Annotated in this window: 13 protein-coding genes; 12 read left to right on the forward strand and 1 reads right to left on the reverse strand. The window is 66.5% G+C overall.

Annotated features, from left to right (window positions below; all coding sequences use genetic code 11):
* Nucleotides 1-437: 437 nt before the first annotated feature.
* The 8 genes from ACODTA_RS17240 to ACODTA_RS17275 all read left to right on the forward strand — a co-directional run bounded on the left by ACODTA_RS17240 (nt 438) and on the right by ACODTA_RS17275 (nt 12,953).
* Nucleotides 438-953 (forward strand): RNA polymerase sigma factor, encoded by a 516-nt coding sequence (locus ACODTA_RS17240; protein WP_489067208.1) that lies wholly within the window; start codon nt 438-440, stop codon nt 951-953.
* 33 nt (nt 954-986) lie between these two features.
* Nucleotides 987-1,940, forward strand: coding sequence for a FecR family protein (locus ACODTA_RS17245; protein WP_489067209.1), 954 nt, complete (start codon nt 987-989; stop codon nt 1,938-1,940).
* Nucleotides 1,927-4,386 (forward strand): TonB-dependent receptor, encoded by a 2,460-nt coding sequence (locus ACODTA_RS17250; RefSeq protein WP_489067210.1) that lies wholly within the window; start codon nt 1,927-1,929, stop codon nt 4,384-4,386. The genes ACODTA_RS17245 and ACODTA_RS17250 overlap by 14 nt, the downstream gene beginning before the upstream one ends.
* 154 nt (nt 4,387-4,540) lie before the next feature.
* Nucleotides 4,541-7,756 (forward strand): autotransporter outer membrane beta-barrel domain-containing protein, encoded by a 3,216-nt coding sequence (locus ACODTA_RS17255; RefSeq protein WP_489067211.1) that lies wholly within the window; start codon nt 4,541-4,543, stop codon nt 7,754-7,756.
* A gap of 50 nt (nt 7,757-7,806) precedes the next feature.
* Entirely contained in the window at nt 7,807-8,721 is a 915-nt protein-coding gene (locus ACODTA_RS17260) for an XdhC family protein (protein ID WP_489067212.1), read from the forward strand.
* Nucleotides 8,708-9,256, forward strand: a complete 549-nt coding sequence (locus tag ACODTA_RS17265; RefSeq protein WP_489067213.1) for a nucleotidyltransferase family protein — start codon at nt 8,708-8,710, stop codon at nt 9,254-9,256. The genes ACODTA_RS17260 and ACODTA_RS17265 overlap by 14 nt, the downstream gene beginning before the upstream one ends.
* Before the next feature lie 71 nt (nt 9,257-9,327).
* Nucleotides 9,328-10,710: an MATE family efflux transporter gene (locus tag ACODTA_RS17270; RefSeq protein WP_489067214.1), complete on the forward strand. Its 1,383-nt coding sequence runs from the start codon at nt 9,328-9,330 to the stop codon at nt 10,708-10,710.
* An 86-nt stretch (nt 10,711-10,796) separates the two neighbouring features.
* The gene (locus ACODTA_RS17275; protein ID WP_489067215.1) at nt 10,797-12,953 is read left to right on the forward strand and encodes a TonB-dependent receptor; all 2,157 of its coding nucleotides are present in this window, start codon (nt 10,797-10,799) and stop codon (nt 12,951-12,953) included.
* A gap of 895 nt (nt 12,954-13,848) precedes the next feature.
* Here ACODTA_RS17275 and ACODTA_RS17280 read toward each other — a convergent pair.
* Entirely contained in the window at nt 13,849-14,658 is an 810-nt protein-coding gene (locus tag ACODTA_RS17280; RefSeq protein ID WP_489067216.1) for a flagellin N-terminal helical domain-containing protein, read from the reverse strand.
* 267 nt (nt 14,659-14,925) lie between these two features.
* Between ACODTA_RS17280 and ACODTA_RS17285 the strand changes: the two genes are divergently transcribed.
* Genes ACODTA_RS17285 through fliG form a run of 4 tightly spaced genes read left to right on the forward strand, consistent with a single transcriptional unit; the run spans nt 14,926 to nt 19,372 of the window.
* The gene (locus ACODTA_RS17285; RefSeq protein ID WP_489067217.1) at nt 14,926-16,221 is read left to right on the forward strand and encodes a sigma-54 interaction domain-containing protein; all 1,296 of its coding nucleotides are present in this window, start codon (nt 14,926-14,928) and stop codon (nt 16,219-16,221) included.
* Entirely contained in the window at nt 16,218-16,601 is a 384-nt protein-coding gene (fliE, locus tag ACODTA_RS17290; protein WP_489067218.1) for a flagellar hook-basal body complex protein FliE, read from the forward strand. Before ACODTA_RS17285 ends, fliE begins: the two co-directional genes overlap by 4 nt.
* Nucleotides 16,602-16,604: 3 nt before the next feature.
* Entirely contained in the window at nt 16,605-18,368 is a 1,764-nt protein-coding gene (gene fliF / locus ACODTA_RS17295) for a flagellar basal-body MS-ring/collar protein FliF (protein ID WP_489067219.1), read from the forward strand.
* Entirely contained in the window at nt 18,365-19,372 is a 1,008-nt protein-coding gene (gene fliG / locus ACODTA_RS17300; protein WP_489067220.1) for a flagellar motor switch protein FliG, read from the forward strand. The genes fliF and fliG overlap by 4 nt, the downstream gene beginning before the upstream one ends.

Genomic DNA, 19,372 nt, shown 5'->3' on the forward strand with positions numbered 1-19,372 from the left:
GACACCGCGATCATTAACAGGCCACGCATTGCCTTTCCTCCCGCCCCTTCGCCACTGTTTCAATAGGGCCTGGAGGCAGTGCAGGTCCAGCGTGCCGTCTCGGCGTGGATCGAAGGAGGATCGGGGCTGGAACCGGACGAGAGCGCGTTCGACTGGGCGTCGGGCTTTAAGGGGGAGCGCGGACGCCGTTGGCACGGCACGCGCTCTCGTCCGGAGAATTTCCGAGGAAGGCCGATACGCTGCCTTCCCCGGCCCACCGTCTGGGGGAGTGGGTCACCTCGAGGGGGGATACAATCCGAGGCTTGCCCATAAGACGTCGTGCTGCGGCGGGACCCGCATAAAAAAATCGCGCCGGCCCGACGATCAGGGTGGCTCTTGCCTCCGGGTGTCTATCCGGCGCATGGAGCGCGCGTGTTTTTCAAACCGATCAGCGACCGATGACCGTCGGCGGTCTCGAAGCGGTGTTCCTTTCCAACCGGGACATGCTGCTGCGCTTCCTGCGCGCGCGCGGCGCGGCTGACGCGGCGGAGGATCTGCTGCACGAATTGTGGCTGCGTGCGTCGGGCGCGCAGGCCGGCCCGATCGCGGAGCCGCTTTCCTATCTTTACGCGACCGCCAACAACCTGATGCTCGATCGCCACCGTTCGACGACGCGCGCGCAACGTCGCGACCATGACTGGTCGGATGCGGCCGGCACGACGGTGGCCGGGGTGTCCGACGATCCGTCCGCCGAGCGGCTGCTGATCGCGCGCGAACGCCTGCGCCAGGCTGAGGAAGCGCTTGCCGCGCTTGGTGAGCGGCCGGCGGCGGTGTTCCGCCGCTTTCGCATCGACGGGGTCAGTCAGCGCGACATCGCGCAGGAATTCGGCATCAGCTTGAGCGCGGTCGAGAAGGATCTCCAGAAGGCCTATCGGGCGATGATCGAATTAAGGAGACGGGACGATGCGGATTAGTGGGGACCGCGGCGTCATGGTCCTGAGACAGACATGAACAGACCGCGTATCACCATTGAAGACGAGGCGATCGGCTGGGTTATCCGCCAGCGCGATCCCGGATTCGCGGACTGGGATTCCTTCATGCTGTGGCTGGAGGAAGATTCGATGCATGCGCAGGTCTATGACGAGATGGCGCTCGCCGACCGGGACATGGCATCATATGCCGCACCTGCCCCGAAACCATTGGCGCCACCGGCCCGGCACGATGGCGGCTATCGCCCCAGCCGGCGCGGAGCGTTGGGCTGGGGTGCGGTGGCGGCGTCGCTCGTCGCGTTTGCCGGTTATTCGCTGCTCGTGCCCGCCAGTGCGGGTTATGCCGTCGAAACCAAGGCGGGTGAGCGCCAGAGCGTCGCGCTCGCCGACGGCAGCCGCATCGACCTGAACGGCGGGACGCGGCTGATGCTCGATCGCGAGAATCCGCGTTTCGCGCAACTCGAACGCGGCGAGGCGCTGTTCACCGTCGTTCATGACGAAACCCGCCCCTTCATCGTCAAGACCGGCGGGGCGACGCTGACCGACGCCGGAACCGCGTTCAACGTCGTGCGCGCCGGAGACGTGACCGAAGTGGCGGTGTCCGAGGGCGTGGTGATCTACGACAAGGGCGCCGAACGCGTGACCCTGCCGATCGGGCGCCGGCTGCGCGCGGTCGACGGTCGTCGCGCCGAGGCCGGCGATACCGATCCTGGCGCGGTCGCGGCATGGCGCGAAGGCCGGTTGATTTATGGCAGCGCCGCTTTCGCGACGGTGGCGGACGATCTTTCGCGCAATCTGGGCGTGCCGGTGTCGGCCGCCCCGGGCGTGCGTGCGCGCCGTTTCAGCGGCGTGATCCTGCTCGATGGCGGCGCCGATCGCGCGGTGCCGCGTGCCGGCGCCGTGCTGGGCGTGTCCGCGCGGCGCGAGGGCAATGGTTGGGTGCTCATGGCGGGGAGCGATGCGGAACGCTGAACGCGCGTTGATTGCGATCGCCCTTGTGGCGAGTGCGTCCGCCGCCCAGGCGGAAACGCGGCGTCCGGTGGACCTGCCCGCCGGATCGCTTGGCAGCGCTGTGGTCGCGCTCGGGCGTCAGGCGGGGATCAGCATCGGCGTTTCCGATCCGCGCCTGGCTTCGATGCCGGTCCGGCGGGTGCGCGGCCAGCTCACCGTGCGGCAGGCCCTGCAGAAGCTGCTCGACGGCACCGAGGCCGGCTTTGTGAGCATCGGCGCGGATAGCTGGCGGATCGTCCGGCGCGGTCCGCCGCTTCAGCCCCAGCGCATCGCGCAAAGACCGATGTTCCAGCCCGCGGTGATGACGGTCGAGGAGCCGCCAGGCGACATCATCGTGACCGGCAGCAAGCGCGCGACTCCGCTCTCCGCCTATCCGGGGAGCGTTTCGGTTTTAAGGATGGACGATCTGCCCGTCGGCGCTGAAGGCCATGGCACTGACGCGATCGCGCAGCGCCTGCCTGGCGTCGGTTCCACGCATTTCGGGCCTGGGCGCAACAAGCTGTTCATTCGTGGCATCGCCGATTCCAGTTTCAACGGCCCCACCCAGGCGACGGTTGGCCAGTATCTGGGCGAGACCCGGCTCAACTATAACGCGCCCGACCCCGATCTCCGGCTCTACGACATCGCGACGATCGAGGTGCTGCAGGGGCCGCAGGGCACGCTGCACGGCGCCGGTTCGCTCGGTGGCGTGCTGCGCATCCTGCCGGTGGCGCCGCGCCTGGGTGAAACCCAGGCGAGCGCCGCCCTGTCGGCGGCGGCGACCGCGCATGGTGCCCCGAGCTACGATGCGAACGTCATGGTCAACCTGCCCGTCGCGGGGGATCATGTGGCGGTGCGCGCGGTCGGCTACGCGGTGCGCGACGGCGGCTATATCGACGATACGCTGCGGGACCTGAAGGACGTCAACCGCACCGACACCTATGGCGGGCGCATCTCGCTGCGCGCCGAGCCCGCGCCGGGCTGGACCGTCGATATCGGCGGCACTTACCAGTCGATCCGCGCGCGCGACAGCCAATATGCCAACCGCGACCTGCGCGACCTGGTCAAGGAAAGCCCGGTCGCCCAGGCGTTCGGCAACGATTATGCGCTGGGCCAGTTCGTCGTGCGCAAGCAATGGGATTCAGGCCTCAGCTTCGTCTCGGCGACAGGCGTGGTGCGCCAGGATATCGACGAGACCTATGACGCGACGCCGGAGAATGGCCCGCCCACCCTGTTCCGGCAGAACAGCCGCATCTCGCTGCTCTCGAACGAGAATCGACTGTCCTACGACATGGACGGCGGCCTCGGCTGGGTGGTCGGCACCAGCGTGGTCAGGAACGACTATCGGCTCAGCCGCAGCAGCGGCGCGGGGATGTTCAGCAGCGAGGTCGGTGTTTTCAACCGCGTCGATGAAGCCACCCTGTTCGGTGAAGTCACGCTGGCGATCACGCCTTCGCTCAGCGCCACCGGCGGTGGGCGATTGACGCATGCGCGGCTGTCGGGCGACGCGCTCGATGCGCCGCAATTTGAACAAGCCGATGTCCGCATGGAGGCCAAGCGCTCCGAAACGACGATCCTGCCGTCGCTCGCGTTCAGCTATCCCGCGGCGCCGGACCTGACATTCTTCGCGCGCTATCAGGAAGGGTTCCGGCCCGGCGGCATCGCGGTGCGCAACAATTTTGTCCAGCGCTACCAGAACGACGACGTCGCCACCACCGAGTTGGGGATGCGCTATGGCGGTACCGGTGTCGGCGCGGTGAATCTCGCGCTGTCGGTCGCGCATACGCGCTGGCGCGATATCCAGGCCGATCTGATCGACGGCACGGGCCTGCCGGCGACCAACAATATCGGCGACGGCCGGATCTGGTCGGTCGACGCGACCATCGGCTGGCGGCCGCTGCCCGGATTGTTGATCGAGGCTTCCGGCGTCTATGCGGACAGCAAGCTCACCGATCCCTTCACATCGGCGGTGGTGCTGCGCTCGTCGCTGGTCGCCTATGACGGCGGAACCGGCGTTGTGAGTGGCCCCGGCCCTGGCGTGATATTCCCCTTGCCGGCAACGGCGGTGATCGCCGAAAGCGATGACCTGCCCAATGTCGCGCGCTTCAACGGGCGCATCGGCGCGGAATACAGCACCGTCCTTGCCGGGGAATATGATCTGCGCGTGTCGGGCTGGGCGCGCTATGTCGGCCGCTCGCGGCTCGGCGTGGGGCCGGTGCTCGGTGTGTCGCAGGGCAATTACCTCGATACCGCGCTCAGCGCGCGGATCGGGCGCGGCGGATACGGCCTGTTCCTGAGTGCGACCAACTTGTTCGATTCGATCGGCAACCGCTTCGCGCTGGGATCGCCCTTCACCCTGCCGCATGAACGCCAGATCACCCCGTTGCGCCCCCGCACGCTGCGCATCGGCATGGATATCCGATTCTAGGGTGTTTGCCTGAAAAGGCCGGGAACCGGTTTCCCGCACGTTATCATCGCACCTCCACTGGTCGAAAATTCTTACGGGTCTTGTCGCCCCGCGCCGTCATGCGGGCATTCACGGAGCGCGCAAGCCTGCTCCGCTGCCCAAAGACGGAGTTGAAATGCGTACTCTTCTTGCCTGTACCTGTCTGACACCGATCGCCCTGCTCGCGGCGACCAGCCCGCTGCGCGCCGAGACGGTGGTTGACACCGCACGCACCACGCCGGCGGCGACCTCGACGATCAAGAGTGGCGCGGCCGATGATATCCGCATCACCTCCGCCGGCTCGGTGAAGCCCGCAAGCGGCACGGCGGTGACGATCGACAGCAACAACAGCGTCAAGAACGAAGGCACGATCCAGATCACCGGCGCCAATGACGCGACGGGCATTCTCGCCAATGCCAACGTTTCCGGCGGCATCACCAACACCGGCACGATCACCATCGACGAGAATTACACCGCGACCGATACGGACAATGATGGCGATCTCGACGGCCCCTTCGCGCAAGGGAGCAACCGCTCCGGCATCCGCACCGCCGGCGCCTTCACCGGCAATGTCGCCAATAGCGGCACCATCACCGTCGAAGGCAATGACAGCGCGGGCATCGCGCTCGGTGGGCCGCTCACCGGATCGCTTTCGCACACCGGCGGTACCATCTCGGTCACCGGTGATCGCAGCTATGGCATCCGCACCGGGAATGTCAGCGGTGACGTGAAGATCCAGTCGGCGGTTTCGGCGCGCGGGGCCAATGCCGTTGGCGTCGCCATCGACGGCAATGTCGGCGGCGCGCTCGTGATCCAGGGCGCGATCTCGTCTTCGGGTTATCGTTCGACCACCGCGCCCACCGATGTCAGCAAGCTCGATGCCGACGATCTGCTCCAGGGCGGGCCGGCATTGCGCGTTTCGGGCAATGTCGGCGGCGGCATCGTCTTCGCGGTGCCCCCGGCGGACAACAACAAGGACGACGCCGACGAGGACAAGGACGGTATTCCCGATGCGAATGAAGGCACGGCTGCCGTCACCTCCTATGGCGCGGCGCCGGCGGTCCAGATCGGATCGGACAGCGCCGCCACCACGATCGGCGCTGTCACGGGCAACGCTGACGGCCATGGCATCGTCGTCAACGGCACGATCACAGGTGCCGGTGTCTACAAGGATGTCGCGGCGAACGGCCTCGTCATCGGCGGGCTGGGCGGAAACGTGACGGTCGCCGGCGGCGTCACCGTCACAGGAACGGTCACAGCCTCATCCAATTCCGCCAATGCCACCGCGCTGCGCGTCGGCAGCGGCGCCAGCGTTCCCAATATCAAGACTTCCGGCGTGATCACGGCGGCGGGCGGCAACGCGGCCGGCTCGCTGGTGCGTGCCGTCGCGATCGATGCCGGCGGCGACGTCCGCTCGCTCGTCAATAGCGGCCGGATCCAGGCCGATGCGGCAGGCGACGGCACCGCCGTCGCGATCTCCGACAAGGCGGGCAAGCTCGCGCTTGTCGAGACCAGCGGATCGATCATCGCCACGGGCAAGAGCGGCAATGCGATCGCCATCGATCTTTCCGTGAACAATGCGGGCGCGACGGTCAGGCAACTCGCGGTCGCCAGCGGCGCGACCGCGCCCGTCATCAGCGGCGACATCTTGTTCGGCGCGGGCGCCGACACGCTCGATATAGCCGACGGCACCGTGACCGGCGCCGCGAAGTTCGGCGCGGGGGACGACCGGCTGACCTTGAGCGGTGATACCAAATATACGGGCAATGCCACTTTCGGCTCCGGCGTCGACACGATCGCGCTTTCGGGCACCTCGACGATGACGGGCACGCTCGATCTTGGCGGCGGCGCGGACAGCCTCTCGCTCGGCGGCACCTCGATCTTCACCGGCACGCTGCTCAACAGCACGGGCGCCGCCGTGAATGTCAGCGGCGGCAAGCTGCTCGTCCAGGGCACCAATGCCGTCGCGATCTCGTCGCTGTCGGTGAGCGGACAGGGCACGATCGGCGTGAACATCGATGCGCAGGCCAACAAGTTCACCCAGTATCTGGTGAGCGGCGCCGCGAATTTCGCGGCGGGATCCAAGGTCGCCGTGTCGCTCGCCAATGTCAGCGATGCCGAGGGCGAATATCTGATCGTCAAATCCGGATCGATGACCGGGGGCGCCAATCTCGCGAGCGAAGCGGCGGCTCTGCCCTTCATGTTCAAGAGCAACGTCACCGCGAACGACGTGGCGGGTGAGGTCAAGCTCAACGTCGCGCGCAAAACCACGACCGAACTCGGGCTCAACCGTTCGCAATCCAGTGCCTATGACGCGATTTTCAAGGTGCTCGACAGCGACGCCAAGGTCGCCAATGTGTTCCTGGGCTATGCCAATGGCGATGATTTCCGCCGCGCGGTCGCCAGCATGCTGCCCGATCACGCCGGCGGCGCGTTCGAGACGGTGACGCAGGGCTCGCGCGCGACGGCGCGTTACCTGGCGGATCCCAATGCACCGATGAGCGACCAGGGCGGCTGGGGCTTCTGGCTGCAACAGGTGGCATGGGGCACGTCCAAGGGCATTGGCAAGACCTCGTCCTATGACATCACCGGCTGGGGCGCATCGGGCGGTGTCGAGGTGAAGACCGGCGGTTTCGGCAATTTCGGCCTTTCGGTCGCCTATCTGTCGGGCAAGGATTCGGACGGTGACGTGTCGAACGAGGTGACGGCGGACCAGATCGAGCTGGCGGCGCACTGGCGCGGCGAGTGGGGCGGACTCAACGCCTTCGCGCGCGTTTCGGCCGCGCAGATCGATTTCGACGGCGTGCGCGTGTTCAGCGGCCGCCTCGGCACCGAGACGGTATCGCGCACCGCGAGCGGGGCCTGGAACGGCAAGCTCTACTCGGCCTCGGGCGGCCTCTCCTACGAGCTGCGCTTCGGTCGTTTCTCGCTGCGTCCTGCGGCGGCGATCGATTATTACAAGCTCGACGAGAAGGGTTACACTGAAACCGGCGGTGGCGATGCCTTCAACCTGACCGTGCTGGGCCGCAAGAGCGATGAACTGGCCGCGACGGGCAGCGTCGCCGCTGGCCTCAATTTCGGCAAGCGCGAACCCGATTCCACCTGGTTGCGTCTCGAACTCGAAGGTGGCCGCCGCCAGATCGTCGGCGGTACGCTCGGCTCCACCATCGCGCAATTCAAGGGCGGCGAGCGTTTCACGCTGGAGCCGGAGCAGCGCACCGATGGCTGGGTCGGCAAGTTCCGCGCCGTCGGCGGGCTGGGCGATTTCCAGCTTGGCGGCGAAGCGAGCGCGGAAGAGCAGCAGGGCCGTGTCGCGCTGGCGTTCCGCGTCTCGCTCAACCTCGGCCTCTAAACCTCACGAACGGCTTCCCTCTCCCCGATGCATCGCGTTAGGGAGAAGGGATGGCCGATGTCGATATCATCCTGGACGCCGCGCGCCGCTGGCAAGGGGCGCCGCTTGCGCTCGCGACCGTCGTTTCGACCTGGGGATCGGCGCCGCGCCCGGTGGGCAGCCATCTGATTGTTCATGGCGATGGGCGATTCGAGGGATCGGTATCGGGCGGCTGTGTCGAGGCGGAAATCCTGCACGCCGCAGCGGAAGTGATCGCGGGCGCGCCGGCGCGGCTGATGCGCTTCGGCGTCGCGGACACCTCGGCCTGGGAAGTCGGGTTGCCGTGCGGTGGCGAGATCGCCGTGTTCGTTCAGCCGGTTTCCGAAACCGGCTTTGCACCTGATCTGTTCGACCGGATCGCGGCTGCACGTGCCGGGGGCGATACGCTCATCGTCTCGACCGATCTTGAAAGCGGCCATAGCGTCGAAGGCGCGGGGCAGGGTTTCCAGAATCGCTACCTGCCGCCCCGGCGGCTGTTCATCGTCGGCGCGGTGCAGATCGCGCAGGCGCTGGCCGGGCTGGCGCGCGAGATCGGCGTGACGCCGGTGATCATCGATCCGCGCGGCCGGTTCCTGACGGCGGAGCGCTTTCCGGGCGCCGAACTCGACGATGCCTGGCCCGACGATGCCGTCGCCGGGCGCCGCCCCAATGCGGCGACCGCCGTGGTGACGCTCAGCCACGATCCCAAGATCGACGATCCCGCGCTGATCGCCGCGCTCGCCGCGCCGACCGGCTATGTCGCGGCTCTTGGATCGCGGCGCAGCCATGCGGCGCGGCTCGAACGGCTGGCGGCGATGGGCGTATCCACGGAGGCGCTGACGCGGATCGACGGCCCGGCGGGCCTCGATATAGGCGCGATCGGCCCGGCGGAAATCGCGCTGTCGATCGCCGCCGGCATGGTCGCGGCCTTCAATGATCGCGGCTGACCGCGTTGCCGCGATCCTGCTCGCGGCGGGTGGCTCGACGCGCTTCGGGCCGGAAGACAAGCTCAACGTGCAGTTGGGCGGTCGGCCGCTCGTCACGCATGCGGCCGCGACTCTGGCGGATATCGGCTTCGGCGCTGTTGTCGCGGTCTGCGCGCGGGCGACGGCGCCGCTGCTCGCCGGCTTCGATATCGTGATCAATGATGCGCTCGAACGCGGACAGGCGCATTCGATCCAGCTTGGCGTTGTGAACGCGCTGGAGCGCGATGTCGATGCGGTGTTGATCGCCCTTGGTGACATGCCGTTCATCACCGCCGCGCATCTGTGCCGGCTGCTGGAATCGGATGGTGAGATGGTGGCATCGTCGCTGGATGGGCAGGCCATGCCGCCGGCATTGTTCTCGCGTCGTGCGGCATGTGATTTGCTGATGCTCGATGGCGACACGGGTGCGCGCGGGCTGCTGCGAAACGCGATATTGGTGCCGGGTGATGCCGCCATGCTCGCGGATATCGATCGACCATCGGATTTGCCGCGCTGAGCCTGGCGGGTGACGCTTCACCTTGGGGGCGGTTGAGTGCATAGAGCGCGGCCACGGATTTGGGCGGGACGATGACGGCCGGGACGGCACAGCGCGAATGGCGGACGGAGATGCGGGCGACCGTGCTGCTTGCCCTGCCGCTCATCTTCGGAAATCTCGCCCAATCGGCGATCTATGCCACCGATCTCATCTGGCTCGGCCGGCTCGGCGCCGATTCGCTTGCTGCCGCCGCGCTCGGCGTCAATCTCTACACCGCCTGCATGATCTTCGGCATGGGGCTGATGACGGCGGCCTCGCCGATGATCGCGCGCGAGCGCGGCCGGCGCTTCAACTCGATCCGCGACGTTCGGCGGACCGTCCGCCAGTCGTGCTGGGCGGCGGTCACCATCGCCCTTCCGCTGTGGGCGGTGATGTGGAACGGCGAGGCGATCCTGCTGCTGATGGATCAGGATCCCGCGCTCGCGGCGATGGCGGGCACGATGCTGCGCTGGCTGCAATGGGGGCTGCTGCCCTATCTGTTCTTCCTGGCGCTGCGCAATTACGTCTCCGCGCTTGAGCGGCCGCGCTGGGCCGTCGGCGTGCTGGTGGCCGGGCTGCCGATCAATGCGCTGCTCGCCTGGATCCTGATCTTCGGTCATCTCGGCATGCCGAAAATGGGGCTTGCGGGCGCCGGCCTGGCAAGTGCGCTCACCAATTCGCTGCTGTTCCTTGGATTGACGGCGGTGGTCGTGACCGATCGCCAGTTCCGCCGCTACCGGCTGTTCGGCCGCTTCTGGGTGGCGGACTGGCCCCGCTATCGCGCCGTCTGGGCGCTCGGCCTGCCGATCGCGGTGACGCTCGCCTTCGAAGTGACGGTGTTCAACGCGGCGGTGTTCCTGATGGGGCTGATCGACAAGCCGTCGCTCGCCGCGCACGCGATCGCGATCCAGATCTCCGCCATGGCGTTCATGGTGCCGATGGGGCTTGCCCAGGCGGCGACGGTGCGTGTCGGTTTCTGGCAGGGGCGCGGCGACGCCCGCGCGGTGGCGCGTGCCGGCTGGCTGTCGCTCGCCATCGCGCTCGGTTTTTCGGTGCTCGCGGCGGCGGTGCTGATCGGCGCGCCGCGATTGCTGATCGGCGTCTTCCTCGATCTCGACGATCCGGCCAATGCGCTGGTCGCCCGGCTAGCGGTGTCATTCCTGGCGGTGGCCGCTCTGTTCCAGATCGTCGATGGCGCGCAGGCCGTGGGCGCGGGGGTTTTGCGCGGTCTTCACGACACGCGCGTACCGATGCTCTATGCCGGTGTCGGCTATTGGGTGATCGGCATCGGCGTCGGCACGGTGCTGGCCTTTCCGCTGGGAATGCGGGGCATCGGCATTTGGCTGGGGCTGGCGAGCGGGCTCGCCGCCGTCGCGGTCCTGATGGTGTTGCGCTGGGTGCGGCGCGACCGGCTTGGCTTGATTGCCACCGGGTAACCAAATCCTAATTCCTTATCCGTTAACCATTGTCCGCAAAGGTCGTCGCGCGCCGTTCTGGCGCGTGCCAAAGGGATTAGGGACAGATGGTTTCGATACGGGCGATCGCGATCGCCATGATTTGCGCGCCGGTCGCGGCGCACGCGCAGGATGCGGCTGACGATACGGGCGCGCTCGACGAAATCGTCGTCACCGCGCAGAAGCGCGAACAGGCGCTCGTCGATGTGCCGATCTCGATCAGCGTCGTCGATGCCGCGACGCTGGCAGCGACGCGATCGTACGAATTGCGCGATCTCTCCCGGTACGTTCCCAATTTCTCGGTCGAGCGCCAGGGCGCTATCGATACCATCTTCATTCGCGGCGTCGGCGGCGGCGGCCGCAATATCGGTTTCTCGACACGCGCGGGCGTCTATGTCGACGGCGTCTATGCCGGGCAGTTCGCCTCGATCAATCAGGACACGCTCGACATCGCCCGTGTCGAGGTGCTGCGCGGCCCTCAGGGGCAGCTTTTCGGCCGCAACACCGTGTCGGGTGCTGTCAGCATCGTCACCGAACGCCCCGGATCGGCATTCGAGGGGCGCGTTGATGGCGGCATCGGCAACAAGGACCTGTTCGAGATTCGCGGCATGGTGAATGCGCCGCTCGGCGAAGGTGTGGCGCTGCGTGTTTCCGCCTCGCATCGCGAGCGCGACGGCTTCACCCTCAACGTGCCCACCGGTACTGATCTCGACAATATCGATCGCACCAGCGCGCGCGCGCAACTGAGCGCCGATCTCAGCGACGGCGTCCGCCTCGATCTGGCGGCGGATTACAGCCGTGACCGCAGCAATAAGCAGGCGGGCGAGGCGATCACCGATACGTTCGGCACCGGCCCGGCGGAGGAGCCGGGCGCGTTCCGCACGCCCTATAATCGCGATCCGCGCCAGCGCATCGAATTCGCAGGCGGTTCGGCGACGCTCAACTGGGATCTTTCCGATACCGCGACGCTGACCGCGATCAGCGGATATCGCTGGACGCGCTACGATCGGACCAACGATCTCGATTATGCGTCGTTCGATTTCTTCTTCATCGATTTCGACCAGAGCTTCCGCCAGTTCAGCCAGGAAGTCCGCGTCGCCTTCGGCAAGGGCGGGCCGCTGAGCGGCGTCGCCGGCCTCTATTATTTCGACGAATCGGCCAAGTCGCTGAGCGTGGTTTCGGGCGGTTCGATGATCGGTTTCCTCGGGCTCGGCCTGCAGCCTGGCCCCGGCGGGATCGTCAGCGCGCGCGTGAAGACCAAATCCTATGCGGCGTTCGGTTCGGCCGATTGGGAACTCACCGACCGGCTCACGCTCAACCTCGGCGCGCGCTTCAGTCATGAGAAGCTCAGGATCGTCGATTATTCGATCTCGGCGCCGGCGGTGCTCGGGCTGGCGTCGTTGCCCGATTATGACGATGCTCGTTCGGTGGACAGTTTCGATCCGACGATCGGCCTGTCGTTCAAGCTGTCCGAACGCTCCAACGCCTATGTGAAATATGCGCGCGGCTTCAAGAGCGGCGGCTGGAACGTCGATTTCATCAGCCTGCCGCTGACCTTGGACGGCGTGCCGTTCAAGACCGAGCGTGTCGATTCGGGTGAGGTCGGCTTCAAGACCGAGAATGCCGATCGCACCCTGCGCTTCAACGCCGCCGCCTTCTATGCGGTCTACGACAATTACCAGATCAACCAGTTCGTCGATATCGGCTTCGGCCAGACCTCGCTGCAGCTTCGCAACGCCGCCAAGGTGACGAGCTGGGGTGCGGAGGCGAGCGTTCAGGCGGCGCCCGTCAAGAACCTGCTGCTGACCGCCGACCTTGGCTATACCCATGCCGAGTTCGACCGGTTCCCCGATGGCGGCGGGCCGGGCGTGGATCTGGATGGCAACCGCCTGCCTTATGCACCGCGCCTGACGGCCTCGGCGGGTGCATCCTATTCGGTGCCGATCGGCTTCGGCAGCCTCGACCTGTCCGCTCAGGTCAGCCACAAATCCGGCGCCTTTTCGGGGCCGGAGAATATCGCCACGCAGAAGCTGGACGCACGCACCACCGTCGATGCGCGGCTGGAACTGGTCGGCGACGGCAAGCATTGGTCGCTGGCCCTGTGGGGTCGCAACCTGTTCGACGAACGCTGGATCGACAATCGCGTCTTTGATTTCTTCCAGACCCAGCTCGTCGAATATGGCGAACCGCGGACTTATGGCATCAGCGGGAAGCTGAGTTTCTAAAGCCGGACCTGTGCTATCGTGCCAGCTCGCGCGCGGCCTTCGCATAGAAGCGCCGCTGCGATGCTGTGTGTAAGAGAGGCATCGGGAGCACTTCGTGATCCCGGCAGTGGTCGGACTCCAAGCTTCACCTTGCCGCCGAACATGGCTTGAATGTCCTGACGGACGCCGATGTCTCCGCTGTCGATAATGGGCATGAGCTGATGATAGGCGAAGAACGCACCGTTTTTGCCGACAAGGTTGAGCAACGGTGATGGCAGGCAGGATCGCGCGCACCTTGCGCCAAACCTTCCGGAATTATGTCCGCTCCGGGATCGAGAGTATGTTTGGAACCCTCGAGTACTCATCCGCCCTCCGCCGGATGTGGCTGATGGACTCACTCGCCTTCACCACGCCGATCGCCTGGAACCTCAGCCATGGGGTGATCAGAAACGGTTGATCCCAGGCCAGCATCGTCAGGCGTTCGCAGCGCCTTAAAATTCATCGCAAGATCCAAACCTCGGCCACAGGCTGTAGCCCCAGGCTTCAGAAGCACATCGTTTGCCGTCTTGTGCAAAGGGCCCACCTGAGGGTCGCCAGCCTTTGCCGGCCCGATGGTTGGGCGCAGGTTTATCTGGCTGTCGCAAAAGGAAACGCCCGGCGACCTTGCGGTCGCCGGGCGTCTTTTCGGCCGTTCCTCGAACCGATGCCATTGCCTTTGGCTGGGTAGGCAATGGCGATAGCGGCACCCCCCACGAGCCCGCATGATCGGAAACGGCCGTCCTTCCCGGCTTCGGCGCAACCCGGCGCGAGGGGGCCGGGTGCCGATGCCTGGGAGTAGAAAAACCGCGATGTGCGATCGCGGTGCGATCCGTTCCGCCGGGGCCGGTGATTGCGCCGGCCCCGGCGGGTGACGGGATCAGCGCAGCAGCGAGAGAACGTTCTGCTGGCTCTGGTTCGCCTGGGCAAGCATCGCGGTCGACGCCTGGCTCAGGATCTGCGCCTTGGCGAGCGCGGCGGTCTCGGCCGAATAATCGGCGTCCTCGATGCGCGAGCGGGCGTCGGACAGGTTGGTCGAGTTGGTCGTCAGGTTGTTGACCACCGATTCAAGACGGCTCTGGCCGGCACCGAGCGACGCGCGCGCCGCGTTGACCGAGTCGAGCGCGGTGTCGACATTGCCGATGGCGGTGCCGGCGGCGGTGTCGGTGGCGACGCTGAACGCCGTGGTGACGCCGGTCAGGGCCGAGATCGACAGGGCGACGGTGTCGCTGCTTTCCGCACCCGTCTGGATCGTGACGCTGGTCGCGGCCGTGGTGCTGAACAGCGTGACGTCGTTGAACTTGGTGTTGCTCACGATGCTGCTGATCTGGCTGGTCAGCTCGGTCACTTCGGTCTGCATGTTGGTGCGGTCGCCGGAGCTGTAGGTGCCCGACTTGGACTGAACGGCCAGTTCGCGGACGCGCTGCAGCATGTTGGTGACTTCGTTGAGCGCGCCTTCGGCGGTCTGCGCCAGCGCGATGCCGTCATTGGCGTTGCGGATCGCCTGGTTCATGCCGCGGACCTGCGCGGTCATCGAGGTCGAGATGGCGAGGCCGGCGGCGTCGTCCTTGGCGCTGTTGATGCGCTTGCCGGTCGACAGGCGCTCCATGGCGCTGCCCAGCGCCTTGCTGGCGTTGGTCGAAGCGTTCGCTGCCCGCAGCGACGCCATGTTCGTGTTGATCACAGTCATGTCTAGTCTCCAATTCTTGCTGACCCACGCCCCATTTCGTGGGCCGGATGTCGCTTCAGGCAACATGTGCCGTCAGCAAGAGCGGCGAACCGGCCGGAGAGTTAAGGGGATGGAGCAAAATTAACCAGATAACATACTGAAATAATTCAATAATAATTCTCATCTACAGGGTTTTCACCGTACCCCTGATTGCGTCGTCGTTAACCTTAACACCCGCATAACCATCGCATCGAAATTGCGAAGTTGCCTGGTGGGGGGCATTCGAAGATGACCGGACTCGATCATGACGATATCGTGCTGCGCGATCATGGACAGCTGGTCCATCGCGCCTCGGCGATCTTCGCGGCCTCGGCGGGCAGCCGTGGCGATGCGGGCTGCACGCTGACCGCATCGGATGCCGATCAGCCCGCCGGCCGTGGCCGGGTCGTCGCGCTGGAACGGAACGATGCACCCTTCATCGAACGGGTTGCCGGCAACCGACTGAAGCTCGGCTATGCCGATGGCGGTTCCGAAGCCTCGCTCGCGGCGCTGCTCGCCTGCGTCACCAAGGCGGGCGATCCGATCGCCGCCGATCCCGAAAGCCTGGCGGTGCTCTCGCTCGCCGAGCGCCTGGCCGTCAGCGATATCCCCGTTCTCATCAACGGCCCGACCGGCACCGGCAAGGAAGTGCTGGCGCGCTTCATCCACTCGCGCAGCGCCCGTGCCGACAAGCCTTTCGTGGCGGTCAATTGCGCGGCGGTTCCCGAAGCGATGCTCGAAGCCCTGCTATTCGGCCATCAGAAGGGCGCGTTCACTGGCGCGCACAATGCCGGCGAAGGTTTCTTCCGTGCGGCCGATGGTGGCACGCTGCTGCTCGACGAGATCGCGGAGATGCCGCTGGCGCTGCAGGCCAAGTTGCTGCGCGCGTTGCAGGAAGGCGAAGTGGTGCCGCTGGGCGCCACCCGTCCGATCAAGATCGATGTTCGTATCATCGCCTGCGCCAACCGTGACCTGCCGCTCGAAGTGGAGGAAGGCCGCTTCCGCGCCGACCTTTTCTATCGCCTGAACGTCTTTCCCTTGTCGCTGCGTCCGCTGTGCGAGCGCCCCGAGGATGTCGCGCCGCTCGCCTTCGCGCTGGCGCTGCGCCATGCTCCGGCCGGCGCACCACTGCCCTGGATCGCGAACGATGCGCTCAACGCATTGAAGGCGCACAACTGGCCGGGCAATATCCGCGAGCTCGAGAATGTGATGCGCCGCGCGCTGCTGCTCTCGAACGGCGACGGCGAGATCGGCTTGCGCCACATCCATTTCGATCGACCCGCGCGGCTGGTCACCACCAATGTCGCGATCCAGCCGGCCCAGCCGGTCGAGATCGCCGCACCGGTCGCCGAGCCCGCTGGCGGCGAAGCGCTCAGCAAGGTCGTGCAGCTTTCCGAGGCGCGCGCCATCATGGCGACGCTGGAGGCCTGTGACGGCAGCCGCGTTCGCGCCGCCAAGCGGCTGGGCATTTCGGAGCGTACGCTGCGCTATCGCCTGGCGCGCTTCCGTGATGCCGGCCAGATGATCGCGGGAGGCACGGCATGACCTCCCCCGTCGGTGGGGCCTCCGGCCTTCAGCAGATCCTGGCGATGCGCCAGGAGATGATCGACAAGAACCAGGTTCTCCAGTCGCTGCGCGCGGGGGCCGGTACCGGCGCCGCGCCGGCGGACGCGCCGAATGCACCCGTCGCGCCCAATGGCCCGGCGGGCGGCTTCACGGATGCGCTCAAGACCGCGCTCGACGGCGTCAATGCGACGCAGCAGCGCGCCTCGGACATCTCCGCCGCCTATGAGCGCGGCGAAGTGACCGACGTCGCCAAGGTCATGCTGGCGCGTCAGGAAGCGGGCATCGCGTTTGAGGCGACCTTGCAGGTCCGCAACAAGCTGCTGTCCGCCTATCTCGACATCCTGCGAATGGGAGTCTGATAGATGAGCGATCTCGTTCCGGCTTCGGCGCCCGTTCCGCTCGGCAATGCCCGGGCGGTGGATGGGCAGCGCCCGGCCATTCTTCAGCAGATCAGCGGTTTCGCCGCACAGCCTGCGGTCAAGCGGACCTTGCCTTATGCCGCCGCCGTGGGCGTACTCGGCTCGGCCGCGCTGGCCTGGATGGTGCTGAGCCCCGCGCCGCAGCGCGTGCTCTATTCCGAGCTCGCGGACGGTGAAAAGGCGTCGGTGACCCAGGCGCTCGACAAGGCGTCGATTCCATACAAGCTCGATCCCGCGACCGGCGCGATCACCGTTGGCGAAGGCGATATCTATCGCGCGCGGATGATGGTGGCGTCGGACGGCGCGGTGGCGGCGCCGAGCAGCGGCACGGATCTGATCGATTCGATGCCGATCGGCGCCAGCCGCAGCGTCGAGGCCGAGCGCCTGCGCGCCGCGCGCGAACGCGAACTGCAACTGACGATCATGGAGATCGATGGCGTCGAATCGGTTCGCGTCCATCTGGCGCAGGCTGAGAAATCGGTGTTCGTGCGTGACAATTCGCCGCCGCGCGCCTCGGTGATGTTGAAGCTCGCACGGGGGCGCCAGCTTTCCGACGGGCAGGTGACCGCGATCGTCAATCTCGTCACCGGGTCGGTGCCGGGCCTGTCGAACGACGAGGTCAAGGTGATCGATCAGCATGGCCGGCTGGTTTCCGACCGGAATGCCGGCAATGCCAATATAGACCGGCTGAACATGCAGTCGCGGATGGAAGAGAAGCTGCGCGGGCAGCTTTCCCAACTGCTGACGCCGATGTTCGGCGAGGGCAATTTCTCGACCGAGATCCAGGTGGATCTCGACATGAACGCCGTCACCTCCGCCCGCGAAAGCTGGAACAAGGACGGCGCCGTCCGCACCGAAACCACGCAATCGTCGCCGGTGCCCGAAAACCCGATCGGCTACGGCGTGCCGGGCGTGCTGTCCAACACGCCGCCGCCGCCTACGCAGGTCGTGCCGGGGGCGCCGGGCGCGCCCGCCAAGCCGGCCGTGCAGACCGTCGGTGGAGCCGCGCCCGCGACGCCGGCGACCGGTGCCGCCGCGCCCGCCGCTGGCCAGACGCCCGCGACGCCGCCTGCGCCCGAATTGAGCCAGAGCGCCACGCGCACCTATGAACTGGGCCGCGAGGTCGCGGTTTCGAACGGTACGCCGGGCGATATCAAGCGGCTGTCGGTCGCCGTCGTGCTCAGCAGCGCGGCGATGGCGTCGCGCAAGCCCGCCGATATCGCACAGATCAAGTCGCTGGTCGGCGCCGCCGTCGGCGCCAATGTCCAGCGCGGCGACCAAGTGGAGGTGATCGCGCGGAAGTTCCAGAGCGAACCGGTCGTCGTTCCGCCTTTCTACGAACAGCCCTGGTTCGCCACGGTGCTGCGCAACGGCGTGGCGCTGATCTGCGTGCTGTTGCTGATCTTCTTCGGCCTGCGCCCCGCCATCGCGGCGATGCGTCGCAAGTCCGAGGGCAAGCCCGGTGGCAATGTCGAGGGCGACGGGCCGCGCGCGCTGGCGGCCAATGGCGATGCCGAGAACGGTGATGCAGGCGCCGCCGCCACGCTTTCGACCGAGGCGATGCTGACCGAGCGGCTCGACAGGATGAAGCTCGCCGATCAGGTCGGACTGGCCCAGCGCTTCATCAGCGAACAGCCGGACAGCGCGATGGCGGCGATCCGCCAGATGCTGGCCGAAGCCGAATCCGCAAAGGCCGACGCGGCATGACCGAGCAGAAAACCACCTTCACCAAGGCCGAACGCGCCGCGATCATGATCATGATCATGGATGACGAGCAGGCCACGGAAGTGCTGCGCCATCTCGAGCCGCAGGAACTGCGCCTGCTGGGGCAGGCGATGTGCGATCTGAAGGAAGTCGCGCCGTCGCAGGTCGCCGCCACGATCGGCGGTTTCCTCGATCGCACCCAGCGCCAGGGCCTGGTCAATCACGACAATACCGGACGTGTACGCAACCTGATGACGATGGCGCTGGGAGAGCGCAAGGCGGACAGCCTGATGTCGCGCATCGCGCCGGCCGCCAAGACCAGTTCGATCGAGCTCACCAAATGGCTTGACGCCTCGGTGATCACGCCGCTCGTCAAGAACGAGCATCCGCAGCTCATCGCGGTGCTGCTCACCAATCTGGAGCCCGAGACCGCCGCGCAGGTGCTTCATGCGCTGCCGCGTGCGATGCAGCCGCAGGTGGTGCACCGTATCGCCACGCTCGGTCCGGTCACCGCCGGCGCGCTCGCGATGCTCGAAACCGTGCTGTCGCAGCGCATCACCGACAGCCATGGCCCGGCCGCGCTCAATATCGGCGGTCCGCGCGAGGCGGCGGAGATCATCAACAACGCGTCGCGGGCGACCGAGAAGCGGATCATGCCCGAACTCATCAAGATCGACCGCTTGGTCGCGAAGCAGATCGAGGGCGAGATGTTCAAGTTCGACCATCTGCTGTCGATCGACGACAAGTCGATGGGCGCGCTGCTGCGCGAAGTCGATTCCGAACAGCTCATCGTCGCGCTCAAGGGGCTGGAGGACGAGGATCGGGAGGCCTTCTTCCGCTGCATGTCCAGCCGCGCCGCCGATGGCGTGCGCGACGAGATCGAGGCGCGCGGCCGCATCAAGCTCAGCGAAGTGGTCGATGCGCAGAAGGCGATCGTCCAGATCGCGCGCAGGCTGGCGGCCGAGGGCACGATCTCGTTCGGCGCCGGCGATGACGATTATGTCTGA

This window comes from Sphingomonas sp. FG14 (assembly GCF_057809675.1).